Origin of the sequence: Bradyrhizobium betae, from assembly GCF_008932115.1 — a bacterium.
Classification (GTDB): domain Bacteria; phylum Pseudomonadota; class Alphaproteobacteria; order Rhizobiales; family Xanthobacteraceae; genus Bradyrhizobium; species Bradyrhizobium betae.
Genome location: NZ_CP044543.1, coordinates 2,281,776 through 2,308,587 on the forward strand (window position 1 = coordinate 2,281,776; position 26,812 = coordinate 2,308,587).

The 26,812-nt window shown below is 64.5% G+C and carries 21 protein-coding genes and 1 pseudogene; 9 read left to right on the forward strand and 13 right to left on the reverse strand.

The window, feature by feature from the left end; genetic code table 11:
* Positions 1-95: 95 nt before the first annotated feature.
* Positions 96-1,547, forward strand: a complete 1,452-nt coding sequence (locus tag F8237_RS10895) for a glutamate synthase subunit beta (protein ID WP_151644508.1) — start codon at positions 96-98, stop codon at positions 1,545-1,547.
* Positions 1,548-1,845: 298 nt separating this feature from the next.
* On the opposite strand, the gene F8237_RS37220 is transcribed toward F8237_RS10895, so the two are convergent.
* On the reverse strand, positions 1,846-1,974 hold the full coding sequence (locus tag F8237_RS37220) for a hypothetical protein (RefSeq protein ID WP_259173303.1): 129 nt from the start codon (positions 1,972-1,974) through the stop codon (positions 1,846-1,848).
* 13 nt (positions 1,975-1,987) lie between these two features.
* Positions 1,988-3,745 carry an outer membrane beta-barrel protein gene (locus tag F8237_RS10905; RefSeq protein WP_151644510.1) on the reverse strand — a complete coding sequence of 586 codons (1,758 nt, stop codon included), beginning with the start codon at positions 3,743-3,745 and terminating at the stop codon, positions 1,988-1,990.
* Between the two features lie 194 nt (positions 3,746-3,939).
* Between F8237_RS10905 and F8237_RS10910 the strand changes: the two genes are divergently transcribed.
* Positions 3,940-4,947 (forward strand): KpsF/GutQ family sugar-phosphate isomerase, encoded by a 1,008-nt coding sequence (locus F8237_RS10910; protein WP_162005986.1) that lies wholly within the window; start codon positions 3,940-3,942, stop codon positions 4,945-4,947.
* 143 nt (positions 4,948-5,090) lie between these two features.
* On the opposite strand, the pseudogene F8237_RS10915 reads toward F8237_RS10910, so the two are convergent.
* Positions 5,091-5,647: pseudogene (locus F8237_RS10915) on the reverse strand (carboxymuconolactone decarboxylase family protein).
* Positions 5,648-5,719: 72 nt separating this feature from the next.
* On the opposite strand from F8237_RS10915, the gene F8237_RS10920 reads away from it, so the two are divergent.
* Positions 5,720-6,103 carry a winged helix-turn-helix transcriptional regulator gene (locus tag F8237_RS10920; protein WP_151644514.1) on the forward strand — a complete coding sequence of 128 codons (384 nt, stop codon included), beginning with the start codon at positions 5,720-5,722 and terminating at the stop codon, positions 6,101-6,103.
* A gap of 28 nt (positions 6,104-6,131) precedes the next feature.
* Here the strand turns inward: F8237_RS10920 and F8237_RS10925 are convergent, their stop codons facing one another.
* The 3 genes from F8237_RS10925 to hemH all read right to left on the reverse strand — a co-directional run bounded on the left by F8237_RS10925 (position 6,132) and on the right by hemH (position 8,901).
* Positions 6,132-6,575: an NfeD family protein gene (locus F8237_RS10925; RefSeq protein ID WP_151644516.1), complete on the reverse strand. Its 444-nt coding sequence runs from the start codon at positions 6,573-6,575 to the stop codon at positions 6,132-6,134.
* Positions 6,576-6,626: 51 nt separating this feature from the next.
* The gene (locus tag F8237_RS10930; protein WP_151644518.1) at positions 6,627-7,628 is read right to left on the reverse strand and encodes an SPFH domain-containing protein; all 1,002 of its coding nucleotides are present in this window, start codon (positions 7,626-7,628) and stop codon (positions 6,627-6,629) included.
* A gap of 235 nt (positions 7,629-7,863) precedes the next feature.
* Positions 7,864-8,901, reverse strand: coding sequence for a ferrochelatase (gene hemH / locus F8237_RS10935; protein ID WP_151644520.1), 1,038 nt, complete (start codon positions 8,899-8,901; stop codon positions 7,864-7,866).
* A gap of 80 nt (positions 8,902-8,981) precedes the next feature.
* On the opposite strand from hemH, the gene F8237_RS10940 reads away from it, so the two are divergent.
* Entirely contained in the window at positions 8,982-9,380 is a 399-nt protein-coding gene (locus F8237_RS10940) for an MAPEG family protein (protein ID WP_151644522.1), read from the forward strand.
* Positions 9,381-9,542: 162 nt separating this feature from the next.
* Here F8237_RS10940 and F8237_RS10945 read toward each other — a convergent pair whose 3' ends face one another.
* The 3 genes from F8237_RS10945 to F8237_RS10955 are packed head-to-tail and all read right to left on the reverse strand — an operon-like array spanning position 9,543 to position 13,377.
* The gene (locus F8237_RS10945) at positions 9,543-10,661 is read right to left on the reverse strand and encodes a nickel/cobalt transporter (RefSeq protein ID WP_201280189.1); all 1,119 of its coding nucleotides are present in this window, start codon (positions 10,659-10,661) and stop codon (positions 9,543-9,545) included.
* Entirely contained in the window at positions 10,658-11,296 is a 639-nt protein-coding gene (locus F8237_RS10950) for a DUF1007 family protein (protein WP_151644526.1), read from the reverse strand. Before F8237_RS10950 ends, F8237_RS10945 begins: the two co-directional genes overlap by 4 nt.
* Complete coding sequence (locus tag F8237_RS10955) at positions 11,296-13,377, reverse strand: M3 family metallopeptidase (protein WP_151644528.1); 2,082 nt, start codon at positions 13,375-13,377, stop codon at positions 11,296-11,298. Before F8237_RS10955 ends, F8237_RS10950 begins: the two co-directional genes overlap by 1 nt.
* A 137-nt stretch (positions 13,378-13,514) precedes the next feature.
* On the opposite strand from F8237_RS10955, the gene F8237_RS10960 reads away from it, so the two are divergent.
* The 5 genes from F8237_RS10960 to F8237_RS10985 all read left to right on the forward strand — a co-directional run bounded on the left by F8237_RS10960 (position 13,515) and on the right by F8237_RS10985 (position 18,354).
* Positions 13,515-13,769: a hypothetical protein gene (locus F8237_RS10960; RefSeq protein WP_151644530.1), complete on the forward strand. Its 255-nt coding sequence runs from the start codon at positions 13,515-13,517 to the stop codon at positions 13,767-13,769.
* 674 nt (positions 13,770-14,443) lie between these two features.
* On the forward strand, positions 14,444-15,586 hold the full coding sequence (locus F8237_RS10970) for a type III PLP-dependent enzyme (RefSeq protein WP_151644531.1): 1,143 nt from the start codon (positions 14,444-14,446) through the stop codon (positions 15,584-15,586).
* Positions 15,587-15,720: 134 nt separating this feature from the next.
* Complete coding sequence (locus tag F8237_RS10975; RefSeq protein WP_151644533.1) at positions 15,721-16,308, forward strand: GNAT family N-acetyltransferase; 588 nt, start codon at positions 15,721-15,723, stop codon at positions 16,306-16,308.
* A gap of 148 nt (positions 16,309-16,456) precedes the next feature.
* Positions 16,457-16,846, forward strand: a complete 390-nt coding sequence (locus F8237_RS10980) for a RidA family protein (protein WP_151644535.1) — start codon at positions 16,457-16,459, stop codon at positions 16,844-16,846.
* A 65-nt stretch (positions 16,847-16,911) separates the two neighbouring features.
* A complete protein-coding gene (locus tag F8237_RS10985) occupies positions 16,912-18,354 on the forward strand; it encodes a homospermidine synthase (RefSeq protein ID WP_151644537.1) in 1,443 nt (480 codons plus the stop codon).
* 144 nt (positions 18,355-18,498) lie between these two features.
* Here the strand turns inward: F8237_RS10985 and F8237_RS36070 are convergent, their stop codons facing one another.
* The 4 genes from F8237_RS36070 to F8237_RS11000 form a co-directional block, all read right to left on the reverse strand.
* Positions 18,499-18,828, reverse strand: coding sequence for a hypothetical protein (locus F8237_RS36070; RefSeq protein WP_162006366.1), 330 nt, complete (start codon positions 18,826-18,828; stop codon positions 18,499-18,501).
* Between the two features lie 101 nt (positions 18,829-18,929).
* A complete protein-coding gene (locus F8237_RS10990) occupies positions 18,930-19,646 on the reverse strand; it encodes an MgtC/SapB family protein (protein WP_151644539.1) in 717 nt (238 codons plus the stop codon).
* Between the two features lie 109 nt (positions 19,647-19,755).
* Positions 19,756-23,292: an FG-GAP-like repeat-containing protein gene (locus F8237_RS10995; RefSeq protein ID WP_151644540.1), complete on the reverse strand. Its 3,537-nt coding sequence runs from the start codon at positions 23,290-23,292 to the stop codon at positions 19,756-19,758.
* Between the two features lie 283 nt (positions 23,293-23,575).
* A complete protein-coding gene (locus tag F8237_RS11000; RefSeq protein WP_151644542.1) occupies positions 23,576-26,731 on the reverse strand; it encodes a beta strand repeat-containing protein in 3,156 nt (1,051 codons plus the stop codon).
* Positions 26,732-26,812 lie beyond the last annotated feature (81 nt).

The window sequence follows — 26,812 nt, forward strand, 5'->3', positions numbered from 1 at the left end:
TCATCCTTCGAGACGCGGCGCCAAGTGCGCCGCTCCTCAGGATGAGGGTCTGGCTAGAGAGAAGACGAATTTAAGCGGCAGGGACTTCGGGTTTAATGGGCAAGATCACGGGTTTTCTCGAAATCGAACGGCACGACCGCAAGTACACCCCGGTCGCCGAGCGCGTGAAGCATTACAAAGAGTTCGTCGTTCCCTTGACCGAGAAGGAAACGCGCGACCAGGCCGCGCGCTGCATGAACTGCGGCATTCCCTATTGCCACGGCACCGGCTCGGTCTCGCCCGGCACGCCCGGCTGCCCGGTCAACAACCAGATCCCCGATTTCAACGACCTCGTCTATCAGGGCAACTGGGAAGAAGCCTCGCGCAATCTGCACTCGACCAACAATTTCCCGGAGTTCACCGGCCGCATTTGTCCGGCGCCGTGCGAAGCGTCCTGCACGCTCAACATCGACGACAACCCGGTCACCATCAAGACCATCGAATGCGCGATCGTCGACCGCGCCTGGGACAATGGCTGGCTGAAGCCTGAAATTGCCTCCCACAAGACCGGCAAGAAGGTCGCGGTGATCGGCGCGGGGCCGGCCGGCATGGCCTGCGCGCAGCAGCTCGCGCGCGCCGGCCACGACGTGCATGTGTTCGAGAAATACGCCAAGGCCGGCGGCCTGCTGCGCTACGGCATTCCCGACTTCAAGATGGAGAAGGGCGTCATCGACCGCCGCATCACGCAGATGGAAGGCGAAGGCGTCACCTTCCACTACAACAGCCATGTCGGCGTTGACGGCAATGTCGATCCGCGCGAGATGCTCAACGCGTACGACGCGATCGCACTGACCGGCGGCGCGGAAGCGCCGCGCGACCTGCCGATCCCCGGCCGCGACCTCGCCGGCATCCACTATGCCATGGACTTCCTGCCGCAGCAGAACCGCCGCGTCTCCAGCGAGCCGTTGAACGGCGTCCAGGAGATTCTGGCCGCCGGCAAGCATGTCGTCGTCATCGGCGGCGGCGACACCGGAAGCGACTGCATCGGCACCTCGCTGCGCCAGGGCGCACTCTCCGTGACCCAGCTCGAGATCATGCCCGCGCCGCCCGAGCACGAGAACAAGGGCCTGACCTGGCCGAACTGGCCGCTGAAGATGCGGACATCGTCGAGCCAGGCCGAAGGCGCGGTCCGCGAATTCGCCGTGCTGACGCAGAAGTTTTCCGGCGAGGCCGGCCAGGTCAAGAAGCTGCATTGCGTGCGCGTCGACGACAAGTTCAAGCCGCTTCCCGGCACCGAGTTCGAGCTCGACGCCGATCTCGTCCTGCTCGCGATGGGCTTCGTCCATCCCGTGCACGAGGGCCTGCTCAAGCAGCTTGCGGTCGAGCTCGACCCGCGCGGCAACGTCAAGGCCACCACGCTCGACTACCAGACCTCGCGCCCGAACGTGTTCACTGCCGGCGACATGCGCCGCGGGCAATCGCTGGTGGTGTGGGCGATCCGCGAGGGCCGGATGTGCGCGCGGTCGATCGACACGTTCCTGATGGGGAAGACGGATCTGCCAAGGTAGGCGCGGCTCGCTCCGCTGCCAGATTTTCAAATGGTGTCATCGCCCGCGAAAGCGGGCGATCCAGTATTCCGAGACAGTTGTGATTTACTGAAAAGCCGCGGCGTACTGGATGCCCCGCCTTCGCGGGGCATGACGGCGGAGTGAGGGGCAGCGAGCAGACTTCAGTCTATGACGTGCGGAAAGTGCCGTGCGTCCCACTCGTCAAGTCGGAACAGCACCTTACCATATTCGAGAATCTTGTCGTCCGGTCGATAGGGCCTCGTCGAAACCTCAACGTCCGATGCTACTGCACTTGGCATCAAGTGAAAATGTCGTTGGTCTCACTTAAGGCCAGCAGTTCCTTGACGAGGACGTCGCGCCCCTCCGGATTAAGCCATAGCTCGAATTCACCAGCCGAGTTGATATCCAAAGTAATCCGAGCGGCCATAGTGGCCTCCCCTTCAATTCTGCAGCCGCAGCCCGAGCATCACCACAGTCCCCTGCGAGCTCGATCCCGCGACATTCGAATCCAGGATGTCATGCCGCAGCGTGCCCTTTACCCAGATGTTGCGGTTGAGCTTGTAGATCAGATTGCCTTCGAGCGAGTAGGTCTTGTCGTTGCGGTTCTGACCTTGATAGTCGTAGGTGCCGTAGGTGAACTTGCCGACCGCGGTCAGCCAGCGGCGGAAGTCGTGATCGACCTCGGCGGCGTAGGTGTGCACCAGCACGCCGGAGGAGCCGGGAATGGTAGTCTCCGCGATCTGCGTGTCGGTGTTGAATTTCACCGTGGTCAAACCGCTCGCGTTCCAGATCAGCGAGCCCGAGGTGAGGAAGCCCGCGAGCTGGCTGAGGCGCGGGTCGACATAGTTGCGCGCGGAATACCCGACCGAGACTTCTCCGGTGAGGATGCGCGAGAACTCGAAGGACGTACCGACCTTGGCATAGCCGCCGTTTGAATCGCGGAAGTAGCCGTTGCGGTCGGCGGCCTCGTCGTGGATTCGGGTGTCGCCCTGGATCTCGACGAAGGGCTTCAGCCCCGGCTTGAGTTCGTAGGAGAAGCGCCCGACGCCGCCATACTGGTTGAAGTCGCGGTCGTGGTTGTCGAAGACCGAGCCGTCGGTGAGTTTTGAATCCGTGTAGGCGGTGCGATCCACCGTCGCGCCGGCCGCGACCTGGAAGCGGTTGAAGGTCTGGTCGAAGCCGACGGTGGTGCCGTAACTGGCGTAGACGGGATATTTCTGCAAGCCGGCCTGCACGTTCGGGCTGCCGGGATTGTCGGTGGCGAGCCGCAGGCGCAGCTGCGAGGTCAACTTGAGATCGCGATCGACGTCGAGGCGGCCGTCGATGTGGCCGGTAAAATCAGGACGATCGATCTCGACCGGCGAGGGCGAGGCGAAGCCGTCGATCGTCGCCGGCATGTTGTTGGTGTAGCCCGAGAACGAGCCGCGCAGATCGGCGACCAGCGCGTGGCGCTCCCAGTCGGACGCCACGAGGAGGTCTGGCGCGACGACATAGACCGGCGAGCCGATCGGCTTGTTGAGGCGCGCCGGATTGGTGTCGTAGCCGGCGGAGAGCTCAAGCCCGCCCTTGATCAGGAAGCTGCCGGCATAATCGCCGACGGCGCCGAACGCATCGTCATCCGCCTTGAGACGGCGGCGCAGCGGCTGGCCGGGCACGGTGCCCGCCATCGCGGCCGGCACCGGCGCCTTGTTGGCGGAGGCGGATGGCGGCGGCGCGATCTTCGGCAGGCCGAGCGTCGACAGCTGCGGCTTCGTGGTCGGCAAAGGCGAGCCGGGACCGGCGCGCTTCGGCTTCGGCTGGCCGGGATAAAGCTTGGGCTGCTGCCGCTTGCGGTTGAGCGAATCGTAACCGGAGCTGCTGGCGCCGTTGGCGGCGGGCAGGCCATAGGTCGGGACCTGATTGGTCGGGTTCCGGCCGACGCGTGAGGTCGCCGGGGTCTGCTGGCGCTTGCGCGGGTCTGCATTGGGGTCGGGCGGCGTCGGCAGGGTGTCCGACGGTGCCTGCGGGACGCCTGCGGTGCGCCGCGTCGGCAGCGTGTCGGGCGAAGCGAAGCCGCCGCGGGTGGGATTGAACAGGTCGGGGGTGAGGCTCTGCGCGGCCACCGGCGCGTTTCCGAGGGCCGTCAGCACGAAGCACGGCAAAGCCGCGCGCAGGAAATGTGCGCGTTTGCTCCGGCCAGTGCCTGGAGACGACCCCACGATGGAATTACCCCAACGAAATCAAATACTTTCGCGATTGCTCCCGCCGGCTGGCGGAAACCATCGTTAAGGGAGTTAAAACAATTATGGTTAATGACCCGTTGAAGGTCCTGGAGGTCGCGTCGCCTCGCCCGCCGGGGCGTGCTAAGCAGGCGCCAACGGGCCACCGCCCCACCCTTCCCTTGGACGAAAACATGCCGAGATCGAAACCGCTGATGACCCAATCATCCGGCTCCACCCCTGCCAGCGTCGAATCCGCGCTCCGCACGCTGGAAACGGAGAGCGGCGGCATTAACGCCCTCGCCGCCGCCCTGCGCGGCCCGCTCGGCGAGACCTTTGCCAAGGCGGTCGACCTGATCCGCAATGCCAAGGGCCGCGTCATCGTCACCGGGCTCGGCAAGTCGGGCCACATGGCGCGCAAGATCGCGGCGACTTTGGCCTCGACCGGCACTCCGGCCTTCTTCGTCCACACCGCGGAGGCCGCCCATGGCGACCTCGGCATGATCACCACCGACGACGTCATCATGGCGCTGTCCTGGTCCGGCGAGCAGCCGGAAATGAAGACCCTCGTGAACTATTCGGCGCGCTTTGCGATCCCCATGATCGCAGTGACGTCGAACGCTTCGTCCTCGCTGGGCCAGGCCGCCGACCTCGTGATCGAGCTGCCGAAGGCGCGCGAGGCCTGCCCGCACAATCTGGCGCCGACCACCTCGACCATGATGCAGGTCGCGATTGGCGATGCGATCGCGATCGCGTTGCTCGAAGGCCGCGGCTTCACCGCGCTGGAGTTCGCGCACTTCCACCCCGGCGGCAAGCTGGGCGCGATGCTGAAATTCGTCCGCGACTACATGCGCACGGGCGCGGACATTCCGGTCAAGCCGCTCGGCGCCGAGATGTCGGATGCGATCATGGAGATGTCGGCGAAGGGACTGGGCTGCGTCTGCATCGTCGATCAGGCCGGCGGCATCGCAGGCATCATCACCGACGGCGATCTGCGCCGCAACATGCGGCCCGATTTGCTGACGGTGGTTGTCGACGACATCATGACGAAGCAGCCGAAGACCGTGCCGCCCTCGATGCTCGCCACCGAAATGATCGAGGTGCTGAACACGCGCAAGATCACCACGCTGGTCGTGACCGAGGCGGACAAGGTGGTCGGCATCGTGCATCTGCACGATCTGCTGCGCGCGGGCGTGGCCTGATCGTCATCCCGGGGCATCGCAAAGCGATGAACCCGGGATCCATCGGGCCGCGGAGCCCGTTGCATCATGGATTCCGGGCTCGCGCCAAGTGGCGCGCCCCGGAATGACAGAGAGGGTGAGGCGCTCCTCACCTATGACGGCGGTCAGAGCGGCGCCGGAAACCGCGCCGCATTCTCCTCCAGCGGCAGTCGCAGCCCGTTCGCCAGATACGACACCGTGCGATAGAAGCCGCACAGCAGCATGATCTCCAGAATCTGCGCCTCGTCGCAATGCGCCGCGAGCGCGGTGAATTCGGCGTCACTCAGCGTCGCTCGGTGATGCAGCGCGTCCACGGCTGCGATCAGCGCCTGCTCGGCTGGCGACCAGCACGGTGACGTCGCATCGCCCTCGACGGTCGCGCGGATCTCCTCCGCGGTCAATTTCGCCGGGCCAGCGAAGATCGCGATATGCACGCCCCATTCATATTCGCATCCGGTCAGCGCGCAGGTGCGGTCGATGACGTCTCGCGTTGGCGCAGGGAGAGCGGACCGGGATCGAGCAGGCCACCGGCGCGAAACTTGTCCCAGGCGCGGCTGTGGCCCGCCATCACCCGGAACAGCGCCAGCGGCGGCGCGCCCCGCATGATGCGGTCGAATTGCGCCTGGATCTCCGGGGGATAAGGCGGCGTGAGCGGGGCAATGCGCGGCCCAGGCTGGGACATTCGCCGTCTCCGTTGCTACAATTAATGTAACATATTGCTACACTATTTGTAGCATCACGCAAGAGGGCCGGGATGACGAAACAGCCAGCATCAGGCAAGGTCCGCGGCTCGCGCACCGGACGGCCGATCATGGCGCTGCTCGATCTTTTGGGCCGGCGCTGGAGCCTGCGTATCCTCTGGGAATTGCGTGACGCGCCCCTCACCTCGCGCGCACTGCGCACAGCCTGCGACGAGGCCTCACCGACGGTGCTGCAGGCGCGCCTGTCGGAGTTGCGCGAGGCGGAGTTCGTGGAGCTGGGCGAAGGCGGAGGCTATGGGCTGACGCCGCTCGGGCGGGAATTGTGCGAGACGTTCATGCCGCTGCACCGGTTTGCGGAGAAGTGGAAGAGCGCTTCCCCCTCTCCCCGCTTGCGGGGAGAGGTTCGGGGTGAAGGGGAGCCTCCGCGCAAACGGTGAGAGACGGACTCGCGGAGAGGCGAAGAGACTACGCCGCAGCCACCGTCAAATTGACGCCGTCCACCTGAACCACCTTGACCCGCGTCCCGGCCGGCGTATCGGGACCTGCGACCCGCCACACCGTGTCGCCGATGCGCATGGTGCCGTTGCCGTCGATGATCGGCTTCTCCAGCGTGAACTCGCGGCCCAGCAGCGCCTCGGTACGCCTGTTGAGGAAGGGACTCGCGCTTGCATCCAGCTTCGGCCGGGCGAGCCGGCGCCACACCGGCACCGCGGCGGCGGCGAACACCGCGAACATCACCAGCTGGATCTGCCAGGATATGACGACCGTGAACGAGATCAGGCCAACCAGCAACGCGGCCAGCCCGAGCCAGAACAGGAAGATGCCCGGCGCCAGCACCTCCAGCGCCATCAGGATGAAGCCGAAGATCAGCCAGTTCCAGGTGCCGAGCGATACGAACATGTCGGTCATGACGCGACCTCTTGAATTTGGCGCATGCCCTTGGACGGGCCTGCGCTTGAACTATCCTTGCCGCGGCGGCACCGCCGGCGGCGTGCTGCCGGTGGTCGGCACCGAGCCGCGGCGTGCGGCGGCGGCCGCGGATGCCGCACTCTCGCCGAACGTCGCCTTGGCGATCTCGCCGATGCCGGCGAGCGAGCCCAGAATGCTGGTCGCCTCGATCGGAAGCATGATGATCTTCTGGTTCGGCGAGTCCGCGAGCTGCCCGAACGCCTTGATGTACTTGTCGGCGATGAAGTAGTTCAGCGCCGCGACGTCGCCCTTGCTGATGGCGTCACTGACCATCTGCGTCGCCTTGGCTTCGGCCTCGGCGGAACGCTCGCGCGCCTCGGCGTCACGGAATGCAGCTTCCTTGCGGCCTTCGGCCTGGAGGATCTGGCCCTGCTTGGCGCCTTCGGCGCGCAGGATTTCGGACTGGCGCTGGCCTTCGGCGGCCAGAATGTCGGCGCGCTTGACGCGCTCGGCCTTCATCTGCCGGCCCATGGCTTCGACGAGGTCGGCGGGCGGCACGATGTCCTTGATCTCGATACGGTTGACCTTGAGGCCCCAGGGCGAGACCGCGGCATCGACGACGCGGAGCAGGCGCTCGTTGATCTCGTCGCGGTGCGACAGCACCTGGTCGAGATCCATCGCGCCCATCACCGAGCGGATGTTGGTCATGGTCAGGACGGTGATGGCCTGGGTCAAGTTGGAGACCTCGTAGCTCGCCTTCGCGGCGTCGAACACCTGGTAGAAGGCGACGCCGTCCACCGTCACGGTGGCGTTGTCCTTGGTGATGACCTCCTGCTCGGGAATGTCGATCACCTGCTCCATCATGTTGATCTTGCGCCCGACGCGATCGAAATAGGGCACGATCAGATTGAGCCCGGGGCTCAGGGTCTGGGTGTACTTGCCGAACCGTTCGATGGTCCAGTCATAGCCCTGCGGCACCGTTTTCACGCCGGCGACCAGGGTGACGATGACGAGCAAAACCAGAACAATCGCGAAAATGTCGAAGCCGCTCATATATCCTCCAAGGCAGGAAAAGCCGTTTCCCGCGCTGTCATTGGTCGGGATCGCGACCTTACCGGTTCAGCGGTTGCCGGTAACGTCGGTATCAGCGTGATTCTGCACAAGACGTGCGGACAAGGACCGGTCGCGATTATGTATTTGCGAAAGGCCCTTGAAAGCATGCAGAGGCAAACCTAGCGGCAAAAGTTAAGATTTCGAGACGCGGCGTGCGGGTTCGTTGGGACGCCACTCAAATCCAGCCCTGAAGCTCGCGCAGCACCAGGGTGCGGATCACGTCCATGCCGGGCTCGCTGTCGTTGAGGCAGGGGATGGCAGAGAAATGCTCGCCGCCGTTTTGCTCGAAGATCTCGGCATTTTCCTGCGCGATTTCCTCCAGCGTCTCCAGGCAGTCGGCCGAAAAGCCCGGCGTCACTACGGCGATGCTGCGTACGCCTTCCTTGGCGAGGCGCTCCATTGTCTTGTCGGTGTAGGGCTGAAGCCACTCGTCGAATCCGAAGCGCGACTGGAAGGTCAGCAGCAGCTTCGTCTCGTCCATGCCGAGCCGGCGGCGCAGGGCCTCGGTGGTGGCAACGCACTGGCCTTGATAGGGATCGCCCTTGTCGACATAGGATTTCGGCATGCCGTGGAACGAGGCGACGATCAGCTCCGGCTTGAACGGCAGGCTCGCCAGATGCGTCTCGATCGAGGTGGCGAGCGCCTCGATATAGGCCTCGTCCTCGTAGTAAGGCGGCGTCACCCGCAGCGTCGGCTGGCTGCGCAGCCGGGAGAGCACGCGGAACACTTCGTCGCAAACGGTTGCCGAGGTCGGGGCGGAATATTGCGGATAGAGCGGCACGGCGAGGATGCGGTCGCATCCTCTCGCGATCAGCCCGTCGATGCCCGACCTGATCGACGGATTGCCGTAGCGCATCGCCCAGTCCACCACGACGTGGTCGCGATCCGACAGTGCGGCCGCGAGCTTGTCGCTCTGCGAGCGCGTGATGGTCTTCAGCGGCGATTCGTTCTTCTCGGTATTCCAGATCTTCAGATAATCGCGCGCCTTGGCGCGGGGCCGGGTGCGCAGGATGATGCCGTTGAGCACCACTTTCCAGATCAGGCCCTGGTCCTCGATGACGCGGGCGTCCGACAGAAATTCCTTCAGATAGACCCGCACGCCGGGCGCGTCGGCCGTATCGGGGGTGCCGAGATTGACCAGAAGCACGCCGACCCGCGCCCGGCTGGACAGAAGGAGCGGCTTCGCGGTCTCGATGGGGGCTACGGTCGTCATGGTCCGTTGCGTCGCGCGTTGCACCGAACTTGTCAAGATTGGGCCGGTTTCGCTAGGGTCGGGATCGAGGGGGAGGAACCATGACGCTGGCGGAATGGTGCGTATTCGGGGCGCTGCTGCTCTATCTGGTAACGATCGCCTCGATCAAATGGATCAGGTTTCGCGGATTCGACAATTCCCGGCCGCGTGACCCTGCCTTCTATGAAGACGCCCTCGCGCAGCGCGCGCTCGGCGCGCACCAGAACGGCATCGAGACCTTTCCGTTCTTCGCCTTCGCCGTCCTGCTCGCCGAATACCGGGATTCGCCGCAGCGCCTGATCGACGAACTGGCGGCGCTGTTCCTGATCGTGCGGATCGCCTACGTGCTGACATATCTCGGCAACCGCCCGACGCTGCGCTCGATCCTCTGGAGCATCGGCTTTGCGATCAATCTCGGGATCTTCTTCATGCCGATGCTGAAGCGGTTCCTGCCGGTGTGAGGCCTCTTCCTTCTCCCCTTGTGGGAGAAGGTGGCGCGAAGCGCCGGATGAGGGGTATGCTCTTCAAACTCGGCTCAGCGTTCGTGGCGACATGCCCCTCACCCGTCTCGCCGCTACGCGACGAGCCACCCTCTCCCACAAGGGGAGAGGGGAAGAAACACCTCAAAAACACGTGGTCCGCTCGGCCGCGATGTAGCCGAACAGCAGGCCCGCACCGAACAGCAGCACGAGAGCGGCCGCGCCGAATTCGATACCCCGCATGAACAGCGCGCCGCCGCCGTCGCGGCCTGCACTCAGGCGGGCGGCGACGTCCTTGGCGGAGACGGCGACGACGGCGATCGCGGCAACCGTGATCGCGGTGCCGAGCCCCATCAGGAAGGTCGCGGCGATGCCGGCCCAGAACAGGCCCTGGGCGAGCGCGAACACCAGCACCAGGATCGCACCCGAGCAGGGACGGATGCCGACGGTCAGGATCGCGGCGAAGCCACGCCGCCAGCCGCCAGGGCCGGCCAGCTCGCTCGGTGTGGGGCCGTGGGAATGGCCGCAATGCTCGTCATGGACGTGATCATGCCCGTGGTGGTGATCGGCCTGAGCGTGACCGTGATCGTGGTGAGCATGGTCATGGTGATCGTGGGCCTCATGATGATGGTGATGACCGTGATCATGATGGTCGTGCGGCACGCCCGCGATTGCCGGCACCGGCTGGGCCGCCTGGAGCGCACGGATGAAGGTGCGGCCCTTGACCCAGACCAGGCGCAGGCCGAACAGCGCGATCAGGCCATAACTCGCGATCTCGATGGCGCCTTCCGCCTTGCACATCGTCTTTGCGGTCGCGTTCAGCACCCAGGCCGAGATGCCGACGATGAGAATCGCGACCAGCGACTGCATCAGCGCCGAGGCAAACGACAGCGCGATGCCGCGCCGCGCGGTCTCGCGGTTGGCGACGAGATAGGAGGCGATCACCGCCTTGCCGTGGCCGGGTCCTGCGGCGTGGAAGATGCCATAGGCGAACGAGATGAACAGCAGCGTCCACACCGCCGAGCCGTCGGTCTTGGCGGCGCGGATGGTCGCGGACATCTGGCGATAGAATTCAGACTGTTTTGCGAGCAGCCAGCCGATGAAGCCGCCGGCCTCGGGCTCGGCGGCCTGCGCGGGACGCGGCGCGCCAAAGGGGTTTTGCGCGAGGAGATCATGGAGCGCGGCATCGGCCGCGGCCGCCACGACGACAATCGCAGCGCAGGTGAGCAGCCCGCGCGCGAGCGGGGAGAGGTGCGGCCTCAAGGGCAATCCACCGTGATCTTGTTGGCGAACATCATGCCGAAATTCGAGTTCTCGCCGTTCATGAAGGTCTGCTCGTTGAGCTTCTGGGCGGTCGCGGTGCCGTCGCTGGGCCGATCGAGCTTCATCTGGCAACCGGCGGGCGCACCGACCAGCTTGACCGGATTGTCCTTGGCCATCTGGAAGTCGATGAAGTAGGAGCGGTCGAACACTTCGAGCACCAGTTGCTTGGGCCTGACCGGGTTCTTCAGCGGCAGCGTGAAGTGCAGGGTCAGCACCGTATCCTTGTAGTCGAGGAAGTAGTCGACCGGCTCCTGGAATCGCTCCTTTTTGCCGTCGGCTCGCGCGAAGGTGAAGTAGGCATATTCCTTCAGCGACTCGACATTGGTCTGCGCCAACGGCCCCAGTTCCTCGCGGGTGTAGGCGCCCTTGGTCTTGCTCTCGAGCCCCTGCACCGCATAGGCCGAGAACATGTCGTCAAACGTCCAGGCGTGGCGGACGCCGGTGATGCTGCCGTCGGGCGCATAGACGAGCTCGCTCGTCGCGGTGATCCAGACATGCGGATGCGCGTGCGCCACACTTGCCGCGAGCGTGAGGCCGGCGGCGAGCAGCAGTCCAAACAGGGCGCGCATGCCCATCAGGCCGCCTTGGGGGCGTCGAGCAGGCCGCGGCGGCGCAGCAGCGCGTCGGGCTCCGGCGGCCGGCCGCGGAAGGCCTCATAGGCGGCCTCCGGATCGACCGATCCGCCCGAGGAGTAGATGTCGTCGTGCAGGCGCTTGGCGACGGCGGGATCGAAGATGTTGCCGGCCTCCTCGAACGCGCCGAAAGCGTCGGCGTCCATCACCTCCGACCACATGTAGCTGTAATAGCCGGCGGCATAATGGTCGCCGGAGAAGATGTGACCGAACTGCGTGGGCCGGTGGCGCAGCGAGATCTCCTCGGGCATGCCGATCTTCTCCAGCTCCTTCTTCTCGAACGCCCGCACATCCTGCGCGGCCGAGGCCGGCTGGGTGTGGAATTCGAGATCGACCAGCGCCGAGGAGACGAACTCGACGGTGGCAAAGCCCTGGTTGAATTTCCGCGCCGCGAGGAAGCGCTGGAGCAGATCGTCCGGCAGCGGCTCGCCGGTCTGGTAGTGACGTGCGAACTTCTGCAGCACCTCGGGCCGCTCCTGCCAGTGCTCGTAGAGCTGCGAGGGCAATTCGACAAAATCGGTGAACACCGAGGTTCCCGACAGCGACGGATAGGTCACATTGGAGAGCATGCCGTGCAGGCCGTGGCCGAATTCATGGAACAGGGTGCGGGCATCGTCCGGCGAGAGCAGCGAGGGTTCGCCGCCGGCGCCCTTGGCGAAGTTGCAGACATTGATGATCAGCGGCGCGATCTCGCCGTCGAGCTTTTGCTGGTCGCGCAGCGAAGTCATCCAGGCGCCGGAGCGCTTCGACGGCCGGGCATAGTAGTCGCCATAGAACAGCGCCTTGTGCTTGCCATCAGGTCCCTTCACTTCCCAGACCCGGACGTCCGGGTGCCAGACCGGGACGTCCTTGCGCTCGGCGAAGGTGATGCCGAACAGGCGCGTGGCACAATCGAAGGCCGCCGCAACCATGTTGTCGAGGGTCAGATAGGGCTTGATCGCGGCGTCATCGAAATTGGCGCGCTGCAGGCGCAGCTTCTCGGCATAGAAGCGCCAGTCCCAGGGCGCGAGCTTGAAATTGCCGCCCTCGGCCGTGATCAGCGCCTGCATCTCGTCACGGTCGGCGAGCGCCCGGGCACGTGCCGGCTTCCAGACCCGCTCGAGCAGGTCGCGCACCGCATCCGGCGTCTTGGCCATGGAATCCTCGAGCCGGTAGGCCGCGAAGGTCGGGTAGCCCAGGAGCTTGGCGCTCTCCTCGCGCAGCTTCAGGATCTCGACGATGGTGGCGTTGTTGTCGTTGGCATTGCCGTTGTCGCCGCGCGCCGTGAAAGCCTTGTAGACCTTCTCGCGCAGGTCACGCCGCGCCGAGCTCTTCAGGAACGGCTCGGTCGAGGAGCGCGACAGCGTCACGATGGCCTTGCCGGCCATGCCGCGCTCTTCCGCCGCAGCCTTGGCGGCGGCGACGAAACTCTCCGGCAGGCCCTGACGGTCGCCCTCGCCGAGCTCCATGAACCAGTCCTGCTCGTCGCCGAGCAGATGATGGCTGAAGCCGGTGCCGAGCTGGGCCAGTTTCTCGTTGATCTCGGCCATCCGCTTCTTGGCCTCCTCCGAGAGACCGGCGCCGGAGCGATGGAAGCGGGTGTAGGTGCGCTCCAGCAGGCGAAGCTGCTCGGGAGCCAGACCCAGATTGGCGCGGTTCTCGTGCAGCTGCGCGATGCGACCAAACAGCACGGCGTTCATCATGATCGGATTCCAGTGCCGCGCCATCCGCAAGGAAACCTCCTTGTCGATCTCCAGGATGGCCGGATTGGAATGCGCCGAGACGAGGTCGTAGAAGACGGCCGCGACCTTGTTGAGCAGCTTGCCCGAGCGCTCCAGCGCCGTGATGGTGTTAGCGAAGTCGGCCGCGGCGGGATCGTTGGTGATCGCCGCGATCTCGGCGGAGTGATCGGCGAAGGCCTGCTCGAAGGCCGGGAGGAAATGCTCCGGCTCGATCTCGTCGAAGGGCGGGGTCGCGAACGGCGTCACCCAGGCCTTCAGCAGCGGGTTAGTCTCGGAGTCCGTAGTTTGGCGGGGTTCTGACATTGCAAGTCCCGGTTTTTGAGCTGATTTGTTGCGGCCAGCTATAGCACGCGATGGGGCTTTTTTGGGCCATTTGGCCTTGCTCCCGCCCGCCTTTTCAGGGAGATTGCGGCCATCGAAGCCCAGAGATCCCCGAGCCCATGAACGCGCCTTCCTCGTCCTCCCGTCAGATCGTCTGGCCGAGCGTCATCACTGTCATCAGCGCCGCAATCCTGATCGGCGCCGAAGTGTTCGGCGCGGCGTTTGCCGGCGGCTGGGCGCTCTCGATCCTGTTCGGACTTGGCGACCAGGGTGCACACATCCTGCAGGCCGTGCTGTTCGCACTCGGCGTGCTCGTGATGACGGCCTTCGTCCGCGCAGCTCAGCGCGTCGAGCCCTTCACGAAGCGCGGCTGACGCTTCCGCGCGTACGTCAGACACGCGCGCGACACAGAAAACTTAACGCGCGTTCATCTTCCGCGTCCCTCGCGCAACACTGCGCAAGCAGATGTTAGGCAATTCTGCCCACAGCCTAAAAAAATTCTTGCGAAGCCGGGTCAAAACCCTTATGTGCGCTCTTGCCCAATTTCGCACGTGCCTGTGGTCGTGTGTCAGTCGGTAGGTATCCGGACAAGAGGCCGGACAGCCGCCAAGGGGTGAAGAAGCCGAGGGGCTCTTCGGAAGTGCGGAAGTCGAAAGACCCAAAAGTCTGAAGACTGAAAGCAAACCCGGAGCGTCCAGCATCTCTCTCAAAGAGATGCCTTGTCGAAGGTGACTTCACTTTTTGCAACCGTGACTGGCAGCCGGAGGCGAACCGGCGCACCCCGCTCTCAACGGGGGACGCGACTTAAAGCAACGACGGATCGGGCTTTTTTGGTCTCTACCGGCAGTCCAACGCCGGCGCGGGCTACTGAAAAGGCTTGTCCTTCATTGCCAGGTGTGCGGGCGGGAAATTCCCAACCAATCCACGGCAGCACAGTCTGATTTGAGTCTTTGGCTCGTCGCGCCTCCATCGCGCGATCTGGCCGGGGCGCTGATCCGACGACATTTTTTGAACGGATCCCCGTCGCTGGGCCGTTTGGGAGAGTGCTATGACCGAACGTATTCAGGAATTCCTGCGCAACCGCCGCAGCGAGGGCCGGGACACCGAGCCTTGCCTCGTGGTCGACCTCGAAGTCGTGCGCGACAATTACCAGACCTTTGCCAAGGCGCTGCCGGACAGCCGCGTGTTCTATGCCGTCAAGGCTAACCCGGCGCCGGAAGTGCTGGCCCTGCTCGCGTCCATGGGCTCCTGTTTCGACACCGCGACGGTCGCCGAGATCGAGATGGCGCTGGCCGCGGGGGCGACGCCCGACCGCATCTCCTTCGGCAACACGATCAAGAAGGAGCGCGACATCGCGCGTGCCTTCGCGCTCGGCATTCGCCTGTTCGCGGTCGACTGCACCGCCGAGGTCGAGAAGATCGCCCGTGCCGCTCCCGGCGCGAAGGTGTTCTGCCGCATCCTCTATGACTGCGCCGGCGCCGAGTGGCCGCTGTCGCGCAAGTTCGGCTGCGACCCGGAGATGGCCGTCGATGTGCTCGACGCTGCCAAGCGCCTGGGCCTGGAGCCGTGCGGCATCTCGTTCCATGTCGGCTCGCAGCAGCGCAAGGTGAAGGCGTGGGATCGTGCGCTGGCGATGGCCTCGCAGGTGTTCCGCGACTGCGCCGAGCGCGGCATCAACCTGACCATGGTCAACATGGGCGGCGGCTTCCCGACCAAGTACCTGAAGGACGTGCCGCCGGTGGTGACCTACGGCCGGTCGATCTTCCGTGCGCTGCGCAAGCACTTCGGCAACCAGATTCCGGAGACCATCATCGAGCCGGGCCGCGGCATGGTGGGCAACGCCGGCATCATCGAATCCGAGGTCGTGCTCATCTCGAAGAAGAGCGACGAGGACGAGGTGCGCTGGGTCTATCTGGACATCGGCAAGTTCGGCGGTCTCGCCGAGACCATGGACGAGTCGATCCGCTACGCCATCCGCACCCCGCATGACGGCGCGGACATGACGCCGTGCGTGCTCGCGGGTCCGACCTGCGACAGCGCCGACGTGCTGTACGAGAAGAGCCCGTATCCGCTCCCCGTCACGCTCGAGATCGGCGACAAGCTGCTGATCGAAGGCACCGGGGCCTATACGTCGACCTACTCGGCGGTGGCGTTCAACGGCATCCCGCCGCTGAAGACCTACCACATCTAAGCAGCCTCTCTTTTTCCGAGGCCTGACGAACCCGGGAGCCGGCTTGCCGGCTCCTTCCCTGACATTTCGATTTCTGACGACGCCTTGGACCGGCGTGCTTTTGGCACGCCCGTCCAAGCGGGGAATGACGCGCCATGACTGCTTTTCGGAAGCCACAAGTCGCCCTCACTTCGAAAGCCGCTCCGTTCGCGATCCGCAGCGAGCGTGCTGCCGACGTCGCCGCCCGTGAAGCGCTGCTGGATGCCTGCTTTGGCGAGAACCGCCATGACCGCACCTGCCAGCGCCTGCGCGACGGACGTTCACCAGCCGCCGGCCTTGCGCTGTCGTCCGTGCGCGAGGGAACACTCGTGGGAACCGTGCGGCTGTGGCACGTCAGCGCCGGAGGCAGGCCCGCTCTGGTCCTCGGACCGCTGGCGGTGGACCCTGCCTGCCGCGAGCTCGGGATCGGCGCCGCGCTGATGCAAAAAGCACTGGCCGCCGCCCGGGCGCGTGGGCATGAAGCCGTGATCCTGCTCGGCGACGCCCCCTATTACGCCCGATTCGGCTTCTCGCCCGAGAAGACCGGCGCATTGATGCTGCCCGGCCCGTTCGAGCAGGACCGGTTGCTGGCGATCGAATTCCAGCCCGGTGCGCTCGATGGCGCCGGGGGGATGATCGTCCCGACCGGTGCGGCCCTGCCTAAACGGAGGGTAGTTCGCGCCCTCGAAGCGCAAGCGGCCTAAGGGATTGCCATGACGGCGACGACCGAAGCCGCATTGAGCGGCAACGGTCGGCCGTGCCCCGCGCTAAGCTGTTTTCCTTTGGGGTTGCGCGGGCCCGCAAATTGCCCGTAAACCCCATGAAATTCCCCTTCAGTCGAGGCCCACGACCATGTCCCGCCGCCTGATTTCCACCGGCTCCCCGTTCGAGAAGACCGCCGGCTACAGCCGCGCCGTGATCGACGGCGACTTTGCCTTCGTCGCGGGAACCACCGGCTATGACTACACCACCATGAGCATGCCGGCCGATGTCACCAGCCAGTCACGCAACAGCTTCAAGACCATCGAAGCGGCCCTGAAGGAGGGCGGATTCGAGATGGCCGACATCGTCCGCGTGACCTACTATCTCACCGACGCCAAGGATGCAGACGCCCATTTCGCAGTCTGCGGCGAAGTGCTCGGCGAGATTCGCCCGGCCGCAACGCTTCTCGTCGTCTCGGCGCTGTACAAGCCCGAGATGAAGGTCGAAATCGAAGCCACCGCCAAGCGCCGCAGCATCTGACAAGCGCCGCAGCGCCTGATCCACCCACCCCTTTGTACGCGAGCACGTTCCGGAGAAACCATCCCATGAGCCACCCCTCGCAGATCTACGCGAAGATCACTGGTCCCATCGTCATGGTCGGCTTCGGCTCCATCGGCAAAGGCACGCTGCCCCTGATCGAGCGGCATCTCGACTACGACAAGTCGCGCGTCACCGTGATCGATCCCAAGGACGAGGGCCGCAAGGCGCATTGCGAGAAGCACAATGTCCGCTTCATCCAAAAGGCCGTGACCAGGGACAATTACCGCGAATTGCTGACCCCGCTGCTCACCGAAGGCGGCGGCCAGGGATTTTGCGTCAATCTCTCGGTCGACACCGGCTCCACCGACATCATGGAGCTCTGCAACGAACTCGGCGCTCTCTATATCGACACCGTCAATGAGCCCTGGCTCGGCTTCTATTTCGATACGTCGAAGGGGCCGGAAGCACGCTCCAACTATGCTCTTCGCGAAGCGACGCTGGCCGCCAAGAAGGCGCGTCCCGCGGGCTCGACGACGGCCGTCTCCTGCTGCGGCGCCAATCCCGGCATGGTCTCCTTCTTCGTCAAGCAGGCGCTGCTCAACGTCGCCGCCGACCTGAAGCTCAATGCCCCCAAGCCCAAGACCAAGGCCGAATGGGCGGATCTGATGCGGCAGGCGGGTATCAAGGGCATCCACATCGCCGAACGCGACACCCAGCGCTCGAAGAAGCCGAAGGAGCCTGACGTGTTCGTCAACACATGGTCGGTGGAAGGTTTCCTGTCGGAAGGCGTGCAGCCGTCGGAGCTCGGCTGGGGCACCCATGAAAAATGGATGCCGGAGAACGCGCGGACCCACGAGGCCGGCTGCGGCGCGGCCATCTATCTGATGCAGCCCGGCGCCAACACGCGCGTGCGCACCTGGTGCCCAACCCGCGGCGCGCAGTATGGCTTCCTCGTCACCCACAACGAGTCGATCTCGATCGCCGATTACTTCACCGTACGCGACGCATCCGGCACGGCGGTCTACCGGCCGACCTGCCATTATGCCTATCATCCGGCCGACGATGCCGTGCTGTCGCTGCACGAGATGTTCGGCCGCGCCGCGAAGATGCAGGAAAAACACCACATCCTCGACGAGAACGAGATCGTCGACGGCATCGACGAACTCGGCGTGCTGCTGTTCGGCCACGACAACAACGCCTACTGGTACGGCTCGCAGCTCTCGATCGAAGAGACCCGCAAGCTCGCGCCCTATCAGAACGCCACCGGCCTGCAGGTGACCTCCGCCGTGCTCGGCGGCATGGTGTGGGCGCTGGAAAACCCGAAGGAAGGCATCGTCGAAGCCGACGAGCTGGATTTCGACCGTCTGCTGGAAATCCAGCTGCCCTATCTCGGCCCGGTCAAGGGTTTCTACACCGACTGGACGCCGCTGACGGATCGTCCGGGACTGTTTCCGGAAGACATCGATACGAGCGATCCCTGGCAGTTCCGGAATATTCTGGTGCGGTGAAGGACACGACGCCTCTCGCATCGCTGTCATGCCCCGCGAAGGCGGGGCATCCAGTACGCCGCGGCCTCTCGATCAATCACAACTCTCTCGGAATACTGGATCACCCGCTTTCGCGGGTGATGATACCGAGGATGTGGGCGCAGCTTACTGCTTACCGCTGATCGGCGGCGCGATCTTCTCGGCTGGGGCCGCCGGCAACGCCGGCTTCGCAGCGCCCTGCGTCTGAGGATCGGGCCGTGCGGGCTCCGGAGCCGGCGTGGTCGGCCGGTCGCCGCCGGGCTTGGCTTCCGCGGGCGTTTTGCTCTGATCGTCGGAAGGGGTGCCCTGGAGCGGCTGAGTTGCCTGCGCCAGTTCCATGCGACCTTCAGCGCGGATTTGCGCGATCGATACCCCTGATATCACGACGCCAGCCGCAAACAGCGAGCAGGCAATCATGACGTCGAGTTTCAGTCTGCGCTTGTCATTGCCGGTCATATCGATCACCGCCTTTGTCCGCGAGATCAACGAAGTCGCCGGGCCGCGGTTCCGTAGCCGCTGAAGCGGGAACTGCTGCTTCGCGCGCCAAAACGCCGCGCTCAGTCCGAGGTGCTGACTTCCCAGGTGGCGTGGCGCACGCCCGGCAGGTGCTGGAGATCGGTCGCCACCGCATTCAGCTCGTTCGGATCGACTGCAGTCGCGACCAGCTTGGCGACGATCTCCAGAACGTCCTCGCCGATCTCGACCACCTCGATATCGGCCACCGGATATTTCGCGGCTTCCAGCTTGTCGATGAGACGGTCGCGCATGTCAGGCAACGCGTCGGTCGCGACAGCGAGCTTGAAGTAATAGGTCGCCTCAGAGGCCTTCTCGTTCAGCGGAATGCGGTTGATGGCGTTGACCAGCGGCCGCAGCATGGTGTTGCCGGCGATGACGAACACGGTGAGGGCGGCGGCCTGCGCCACCATGTCGGCTCCGGCGCAGGAGCCGACCGCGGCCGAGGCCCACAGCGTCGCCGCGGTGTTGAGCCCGCGCACATCCATGCCCTGCTTCATGATGACGCCGGCACCGAGGAAGCCGATACCTGAGACGACGTAGGAGATCACCCGGACCGCACCGTCGGAGCCGGTCAGATGCATGGCGAGATCGACGAACGCGGCCGCGCCGACCGCGACCAGCACATTGGTGCGCAGGCCCGCGGTGCGCTGGCGATACTGCCGCTCGGCGCCGATCAGCGTCCCCAGCACGAAGGCCGTGAACAGGCTGACCAGCGTGTCGGCGAAATCAGCAATCTGGAAGGTCGTCAGAAACCGCATGGTCCCTCGCACGGGTTGGCAAACGATCTATGCGAGAGTTCCGTCGAGGTCAATTTGTATGGGCACCGGCTGTAAAGGCCGATGCCCCGCCCGTCTCGATTTGCCCGGCCTAGTGAGCGGCCGCGAGCAGCGTCTGCTGCTGCGGCACGTAGCTCAGCGACGTGCCGCCGTTGCCGTCGGATGCCAGCACGAAGGACGAAGCCGCGTACTGCCCAAGCAGGCCCCAAGAATAGATAAGACCTTCGCTGGTCATGACCGTCAAATTGTTCGTGCTGTCGACCCCGACACTGCTGATCGCGGTGTTGCGGAAGTCGATGTAGTCATCGGCGCCGAAATTGGCGATCGTGCCGGAGAGGCCCGCCGGTGCGTCCAGCACCAGCGTCGAGCCGGCCGAGCCGTCGAAATCGACGTTCTGGGCGCGGCCGCCGGCATAGACGTGCTCGGTGCCGCCATCCAGACGCGAGTTCGTGGCCGTGGCGCCGGCGGCGATGTCCTGCTGACCTCGACCGCTGACGGTCGCCCCGCTCGCCGAGCCCGCGACATACTGCCAGCCACCATTGAGGGTCGCACCGCTGTCGGTGGCGCCAGTGTCGACATACTGGAAGCCGCCGGCCGCGATCGTGGTGCCGGAGGTTGCGCCGCCGGAACCGACATACTGGCGGCCGCCGGCATTGACGATGGTCGCGTCCGCCTCACCGCCTTCGAGGACCTGCTGCTGGCCGGTCAGCACGGTGTTGGTCGCGGTGCCATGGTAGACGTCCTGATAGCCGCCCGCAGCAACATTGGTGCCGTCGGCACTGCCACCCTGATAGACGTGCTGGCTGCCGCCGCTCTGGACGAGCGCGCCGCTCGAAGTACCCTGATCATACTGAACGCCACCGTTGCCGATGGTCGTATGGGTGGTCGCACCGCCCGCGCCGACAAATTGCCAGGCACCGGCGTTGATGGTGGTGGCGTCGGCGGAGCCACCGGCGAGCACTTGCTGCTGGCCGTTCAGCACGGTGTTGGTGACGGAGGCCTGATACACATCCTGGTAGCCATCGGCCGCGACGGTGGTGCCATCGGCGCTGCCGCCCTGATAGACGTGCTGCACACCGGCGCTCTGGACGAGAGCACCATACGACTTGCCATAGTCATACTGGATGCCGTGGGCGCCGATGGTCGCGCCATAGCCGATGCCGCTGAGATATTGGGTGCCGTAGATGGTCGCGCCGTGCTCGTCGGCACCCGCCGCGACCTGCGAGACGCCCAGGGCCTCGACCACCGTATTGGTGGCATGGCCGCCACTGGTGACCAGTTGGGCACCGCCAGCCTTGATCATGGTGTGAGCGGCCGTGCCGCCCGACAGCACCTGCTCGTTGCCGTAGAGAATTGTATCCGTCGCGGTTCCCTTGGAGATGTCACGGAAACCGCCTGCTTCGACAGTCGTGCCGATCGCGGTCCCGTAAACATGCTGAATGGCGCCGTTCAGGATCACGGATCCCGTCGATTTGCCGTAGATCCTTTCCGATCCACCGCTCCAGACCTTGGTGCCGGTTGCCGTTCCATTGACCTCGACCTGCACGAAAGCCCCGGGCGCGACACGGGCGTTTGTGAGCACACCGCCGGCAAGCACGTCGAGGCCATAGGCCCCGATGGCAATGTACCTGTTGGCGCTGCTGGTACTGCTGTAGACGTATCCGGAATTGACGATCCTCAGATTGACCTGCGTGCTGATGGTGGTGTTGCCGGCCGCATCGGTCGCCTGGGCGGACAGATTAGCTATGCCGTACGAGTCGCTTGGCAGGGTCTGGTTGCTCAGGATCCATTTGCCATCGCTACCGGCAACGGTACCGCCGAGCGCCACCGTGCCTTGCTGATTGATGGTGATGGAGACGCCGGCATCGGCTGGCCCGATCGTTCCCATCATGTTGAACTTGCCGCTGCCGTCGACGGGCTCAAAATCGACGATGGAAAGAACCGGCGCTGTCGTATCGACGATGAAGCTGAACACCGGTCCGGCCTTGGTGTTGCCGTTGCCATCCGTGACCGACGCCACATAACCGTAGCTGTGCCCATCCTGGAGACCGGAGACGTTGATGGCCCAGGCACCGCTGGCGTCGGCGGTCGTGGTGCCGACGACGGTGTTGTCCGCCGGGTTGGTCAGCGTGATGACGTCTCCCGCCGTCGCGACGCCGGACAGGGTCGTCGTGCCGTTGTTGAAATGCGCCGCGTTGATGTAGTTGTTGCCGTCGGTCCCCTGTGTGACGGCAGCGTCAGTGATCGCCAGCGCAGGCACGGGTCGATGAATGGTGTAGGCTGGGGCCGCGGAGTTGGACGGGTCGCTCGTCAGCACCGTCGTCCGGTTCACGAAGGCAGCGGGGATCACGATATCGGGCTTGCCGTCACCATTCAGATCCGCGACCGACATCCCTGTCGAGGAGCCGCCACCCGGCAACGTCACCGGTGGCCTGAATGCCCCGTCTCCCAGGCCATACAGAATCGAGACACCGCTTGCGCTGTTGACCACGAGGTCGAGCTTGCCGTCCTGATTCAGGTCAGCGGCCGCAAGTGCGTCCGCCTGTTCGGGAACGAATTGGAGCGGCCGCGTCGCGAAGGTACCGTCTCCTCCACCGATCATGACGCTGATCGTGCCGTAGCCCAAGGTCGCCAAATCGATCTTGCCGTCGCCGTTGAAATCGCCTGATACGATCGAGTTTTGCGCCCCACTTCCATAGCTCGTCCGCGGCTGGAATGTCCCATCGCCGTTGCCGAGCAGGATGGAGGTGCTATCGCTGTTCAACACCGCGAGATCAAGCTTCCCGTCGCCGTTGAAATCGCCGGTTGTCATGTAATTGTAATTGCTCGTCAGGGACGGAGCGCTGCCCGTGGCATAGACGGTCTGGGTCCTGAACGTGCCGTCGCCATTGCCGACCAGCCCCGACACCGTGCCGGAATTCATGTTGGCGACGATGGCATCGGCCAGACCGTCATTATTGACGTCGCCGACAATGATCTGCCTGGGAAATGACCCTACCGCGTATTTTGTCTCCGCCGCGAAGGTGCCGTCGCCATGGCCGAGCCTGGCACCCAATGTCCCGTCGTTGTAGCGGCCGTACAGCAAATCCAGTTTGCCGTCACCGTTGACGTCACTCAGCGCCACCGACGAGATCGCGCTGTCGGCGTCGATCGTCACAGGCGCAGCGAAAGCGCCATTGGCGTTGAGCGAGATCGAGATATAGCCGTGGCCGGCCGAAGCGGACCCAACCGACACCAGATCCGGTTTGCCATCGGCATTGACGTCGCCCAGCGCAATACGCCCGTACGCGCTGGTCGTGTAATCGGTCTCGGACTGAAATGGCCCGACCTGATAACCGTCGGCATCGCGCACAAAAGCGCTGGTCATTTGCAGCGTGAGGGTGCCATCGCCCGTTCCGGAGTTCACGGCAACGACGTAGCTCGAGCCATTGCTGCCCGCGACGGGAGTCACGCCGGCAATGCTGGCGCCCGCGAGCGAGCCTGAAGTCACCAGGCTGAATTTGTCCGCGGCAATCCCGGTCACTGGCTCGGAGAACGTGACGGTGTAATGCACGATGCCCGCGTCGGTCACGGTCGGATCGGTCGCCGAGATGCTGGTGATGGTCGGCAGGCTGGGAATGTTGGGCATTTGCTGTGTCCTGTGGGGCGCGTCGATGCGATTGCATTTGCGTCGGCGCGGCGGAGAACCAGCACCAGGCGCAAATCAGTCGGAGCTTGACGACAATCCGAGATTGCCGGCCGCTCTCCTTGCATCCGCAACCCTACAGGGGCAGCTTGTCGGTTATGTTACCAATTAACGAAAACTAACATAAACGGGAAGCCAGGGCTGCGCGTGCGCGAGCAGCGTGCCCACAACGCGAAACGGGCACCGGCTGTGAAGGCCGATGCCCGCCCGTCTTGACTTGCCTGCCTCAGTGAGCGGCCGCGAGCAGCGTCTGCTGCTGCGGCACGTAGCTCAGCGCCGTGCCGCCATTGCCGTCGGATGCCAGCACGAAGGACGAGGCCGCATACTGCCCGAGCAGCGCCCAGGAATAGCTCTGGCCGCCGTCGGTCGTGACCGTCAGATTGTTCGAGCTGTCGATGTCGACGCTGGAGATCACGGTGTTGCGGAAGTCGATGTAGTCGTCGCCGCCGAAATTGGCGATCGTGCCGGCGAGGCCTGCCGGCGCGTCGAGCACCAGCGTGGAGCCGGCCGACCCGCTGAAGTCGACGTTTTGGGCTGTGCCACCGGCATAGACATGCTCGGTGCCGCCATCCAGATGCGAGTTGGTGGCCGTGGCGCCGGCGGCGACGTCCAATTCGCCACGGCCGCCGACGCTCGCGCTGCTCGTCGAGCCTGCGACGTACTGCCAGCCGCCGTTGATCACGGCGTTGTTGTCGATGGCTCCAACGTCGACATACTGGAAGCCACCGACCGCAATCGTGGAGCCGTAAGTCGACCCGCCCGAGCCGACATATTGCCGGCCGCCGGCATTGACGACGGTGCTACCGGCGAAGCCGCCGTCAAGAACCTGCTGTTCACCGTTGAGCACGGTAAAAGTGACGGAGGCGTGGTAAACGTCTTGGTATCCGCCTGCGGCGACCGTCGTGGCATCCGCACCGCCTTGGTAGACGTGATGGACACCGCCGCTCTGGACGATTGCGCCGGTCGATGTGCCGTAGTCGTACTGAACGCCGCCTGCGCCGATGGTGGCGTTCCAGGTGTGGCCCGTGACATACTGCGTCCCGTAGACGATCGAATCGTGGTCGCTGCCTGCGGTGATTTGAGAGCCGGAAGCTTCAATCACGGTGCTGTACGCGTGAGAACCGGCAAGAACCGTTTGCGCGCCACCCGCCTTGACGATGGTGCGCGTTGCTTCCCCGCCGACTGATTGCGTTCCGTAGAGCACGGTATCCGTGGCGCTCCCCTGGAACCTCACGGTCTGGGTGCCACCAGCCTGCACCAGGGCGCCGTACGCCTTGCCATCCTGGACCAACTGACTACCGCCATTGCGAATTGTCGCACCGGTCGACGTCCCCAGGACGATTTCCTGGGCGCCGGACAGCACGATCGCACCGTTCTCCGAAGCGTTGAAGCTCACGGTGAAGAAGCTGTTGAGCACGACCGCGTTGGCGAACTGCGTGCCCGCGGCAAGCGTATAATAACCCCGGACGAGCGTATAGGTTGGTGAAGTCCCGATATTGCCCGCGGCATCCGAGAACTTGGCCGTGAAAGTCGTCAGTCCATTCGGCACGACTCCACTGTCGAACTGCCACGATCCGCTCGAACTGTCGACGAGCACGTCGGTTCCGCCGATCGAGACCGTCACCTGCGCCGGCGTGTCGGTCGTCCCCTGAAAGGTGACCTTCGAGCCGGATACCGCGTCGGCGGACAAATCGATGTTGGTGACCCCAAGCGAAGCCGTCGCATCAACCGTGAAGGTAAACGCCGGACCGACGCTGCTATTGCCCTGGGAGTCGGTCGCGGAAGTGACATAGCTGTAGGTGGTGCCGTCCTGCAGGCCGGACACGCCGAGGCTCCACTTGCCGTCCTGGCCGACCGTGGTCGTGCCGACGACGGCGTGAGTCACGGCATCGGTCACAGTGATGGCGTCGCCGGCATTGCCGGTGCCGGCCAGCGTCGTCGCGCCACCGCTGAGATGCGCTGCGTTGATGTAATTGTTACCATCGGTGCCAAGTGTCACGTCCGCATCGGTGATGGCCAGCGCCGGAGACGACCGTACGATCGTGTAGGCCGCTCCGTTCTCATTGGATGGGCCGGAGAGCAGGATATCGGTGCCCGAAGTCTGACTGAAAGGATTGCTGCCGAACTGATATCCGACCAGAATATCGGCCTTGCCGTCGCCGTTGAGATCGCCGACCCCGATCTGCCCGGCGGTCTTGTCGAGCGGCGAGACCCTCACTTGCCCAAACGTGCCGTCGCCGTGACCGTAGAAGGTCGAGAGCGTGTTATTGGACGTGACGACCACGAGGTCGGCTTTGCCATCCCCATTGACGTCGGCGACCGCGCCGGTACCGAGCGCAGCTGCGGCCTGCAGAGTCCCGGACGCGTTGAACGAGCCATCGCCGTTGCCGAGGAGGATCGAGATCGCGCTGCCGGTCACGGTTGCCATGTCGAGCTTGCCGTCACCGTTGAAATCGCCAGTCAACACGGTGGTCGCCGTCGCGACCTGGGCGGACGGAGCCTGGAACGTGCCGTTACCGTTGCCGAAGCTCAGCGCTACTGCCGAAGTCGACGTGTTCCTGGTCACGAGGTCGAGCTTGCCGTCTCCATTGAAGTCGCCATAGGCGATGGAGCCCACGCCGAGATTCGTGGTGATCGCAGTCCCAAATGCACCGTTTCCGCTGCCGGGCAGGACCGTACTGCCGATCACGACGTCGAGCACGCCGTCGCCGGTCACGTCGATCACCTTCGGTGCCTGATAGGCGCCGCCGGCGGAATAGTTGGTCTCGGCCGCGAACGTGCCGTTACCATTGCCGATCCGAACCTTCACCGTGCCGTCAGCATTGACCTGCGCGACGTCCAGCTTGCCGTCGCCATTCAGATCGGCCAGCGACAGCAAGGGCATGATGCCTGCGGCCGAGGCGTTGGAAGTGGAAGAAAAGTGGCCGGTCCCATCATTCAGCGCCACAGTGATGTAGTTCGTGGTGTAGAAATAAGATGCTCCCATTACAATATCCAGCTTGCCGTCGCCGTTGACATCGCCGACCGCGATGGACGTCGGGCTGCTGGTGTTCAGCGTCGCTTCGGATTGGAACGCTCCGACATAGTAACCGCTGGAATCGTGGACGTTGCTTCCGGTGAACTGCAGCGCCACCGTGCCGGAGCCGGAGCCGGTATTCACCGTAACGGTGTAGCTCGCGCCGTTGCTGCCGGCGACCGGAGTCACATCGGTGATGCCTGCGCCACTGATGCCACTCGTCGTCCCGAGGCTGAATTGGTCGGCCGCGACGCCTATGACGGGCTTGGAGAAGGTGACGGTGTAGTGAACCGTCGCCGCATCGGTCTGGGTCGGATCGATGGCTGTGATGCCGGTGATGGTCGGAAGATTGGAAATGGCTGGCATGGGATTTCCCTGCGGTGGCGCACATTGATGCGAGGATTCGAATTGCGCACCGACTCCAACGGACCGACGCCAGGCGCAATT

Bases quoted from the DNA above. Each gene is read 5' to 3' on its own strand.
- F8237_RS10930 (WP_151644518.1), bottom strand. From the start codon at position 7,628: ATGAGCGGCTTCGACATTTTCGCGATTGTTCTGGTTTTGCTCGTCATC.
- F8237_RS11000 (WP_151644542.1), bottom strand. From the start codon at position 26,731: ATGCCAGCCATTTCCAATCTTCCGACCATCACCGGCATCACAGCCATC.
- F8237_RS10940 (WP_151644522.1), top strand. From the start codon at position 8,982: ATGACGCTGGCGGAATGGTGCGTATTCGGGGCGCTGCTGCTCTATCTG.
- F8237_RS10895 (WP_151644508.1), top strand. From the start codon at position 96: ATGGGCAAGATCACGGGTTTTCTCGAAATCGAACGGCACGACCGCAAG.
- F8237_RS10995 (WP_151644540.1), bottom strand. From the start codon at position 23,292: ATGCCCAACATTCCCAGCCTGCCGACCATCACCAGCATCTCGGCGACC.
- hemH (WP_151644520.1), bottom strand. From the start codon at position 8,901: ATGACGACCGTAGCCCCCATCGAGACCGCGAAGCCGCTCCTTCTGTCC.
- F8237_RS37220 (WP_259173303.1), bottom strand. From the start codon at position 1,974: ATGGCCGCTCGGATTACTTTGGATATCAACTCGGCTGGTGAATTCGAG.
- F8237_RS10920 (WP_151644514.1), top strand. From the start codon at position 5,720: ATGACGAAACAGCCAGCATCAGGCAAGGTCCGCGGCTCGCGCACCGGA.
- F8237_RS10910 (WP_162005986.1), top strand. From the start codon at position 3,940: ATGCCGAGATCGAAACCGCTGATGACCCAATCATCCGGCTCCACCCCT.
- F8237_RS10950 (WP_151644526.1), bottom strand. From the start codon at position 11,296: ATGGGCATGCGCGCCCTGTTTGGACTGCTGCTCGCCGCCGGCCTCACG.
- F8237_RS36070 (WP_162006366.1), bottom strand. From the start codon at position 18,828: ATGACCGGCAATGACAAGCGCAGACTGAAACTCGACGTCATGATTGCC.
- F8237_RS10955 (WP_151644528.1), bottom strand. From the start codon at position 13,377: ATGTCAGAACCCCGCCAAACTACGGACTCCGAGACTAACCCGCTGCTG.
- F8237_RS10925 (WP_151644516.1), bottom strand. From the start codon at position 6,575: ATGACCGACATGTTCGTATCGCTCGGCACCTGGAACTGGCTGATCTTC.
- F8237_RS10975 (WP_151644533.1), top strand. From the start codon at position 15,721: ATGACTGCTTTTCGGAAGCCACAAGTCGCCCTCACTTCGAAAGCCGCT.
- F8237_RS10970 (WP_151644531.1), top strand. From the start codon at position 14,444: ATGACCGAACGTATTCAGGAATTCCTGCGCAACCGCCGCAGCGAGGGC.
- F8237_RS10980 (WP_151644535.1), top strand. From the start codon at position 16,457: ATGTCCCGCCGCCTGATTTCCACCGGCTCCCCGTTCGAGAAGACCGCC.
- F8237_RS10960 (WP_151644530.1), top strand. From the start codon at position 13,515: ATGAACGCGCCTTCCTCGTCCTCCCGTCAGATCGTCTGGCCGAGCGTC.
- F8237_RS10985 (WP_151644537.1), top strand. From the start codon at position 16,912: ATGAGCCACCCCTCGCAGATCTACGCGAAGATCACTGGTCCCATCGTC.
- F8237_RS10990 (WP_151644539.1), bottom strand. From the start codon at position 19,646: ATGCGGTTTCTGACGACCTTCCAGATTGCTGATTTCGCCGACACGCTG.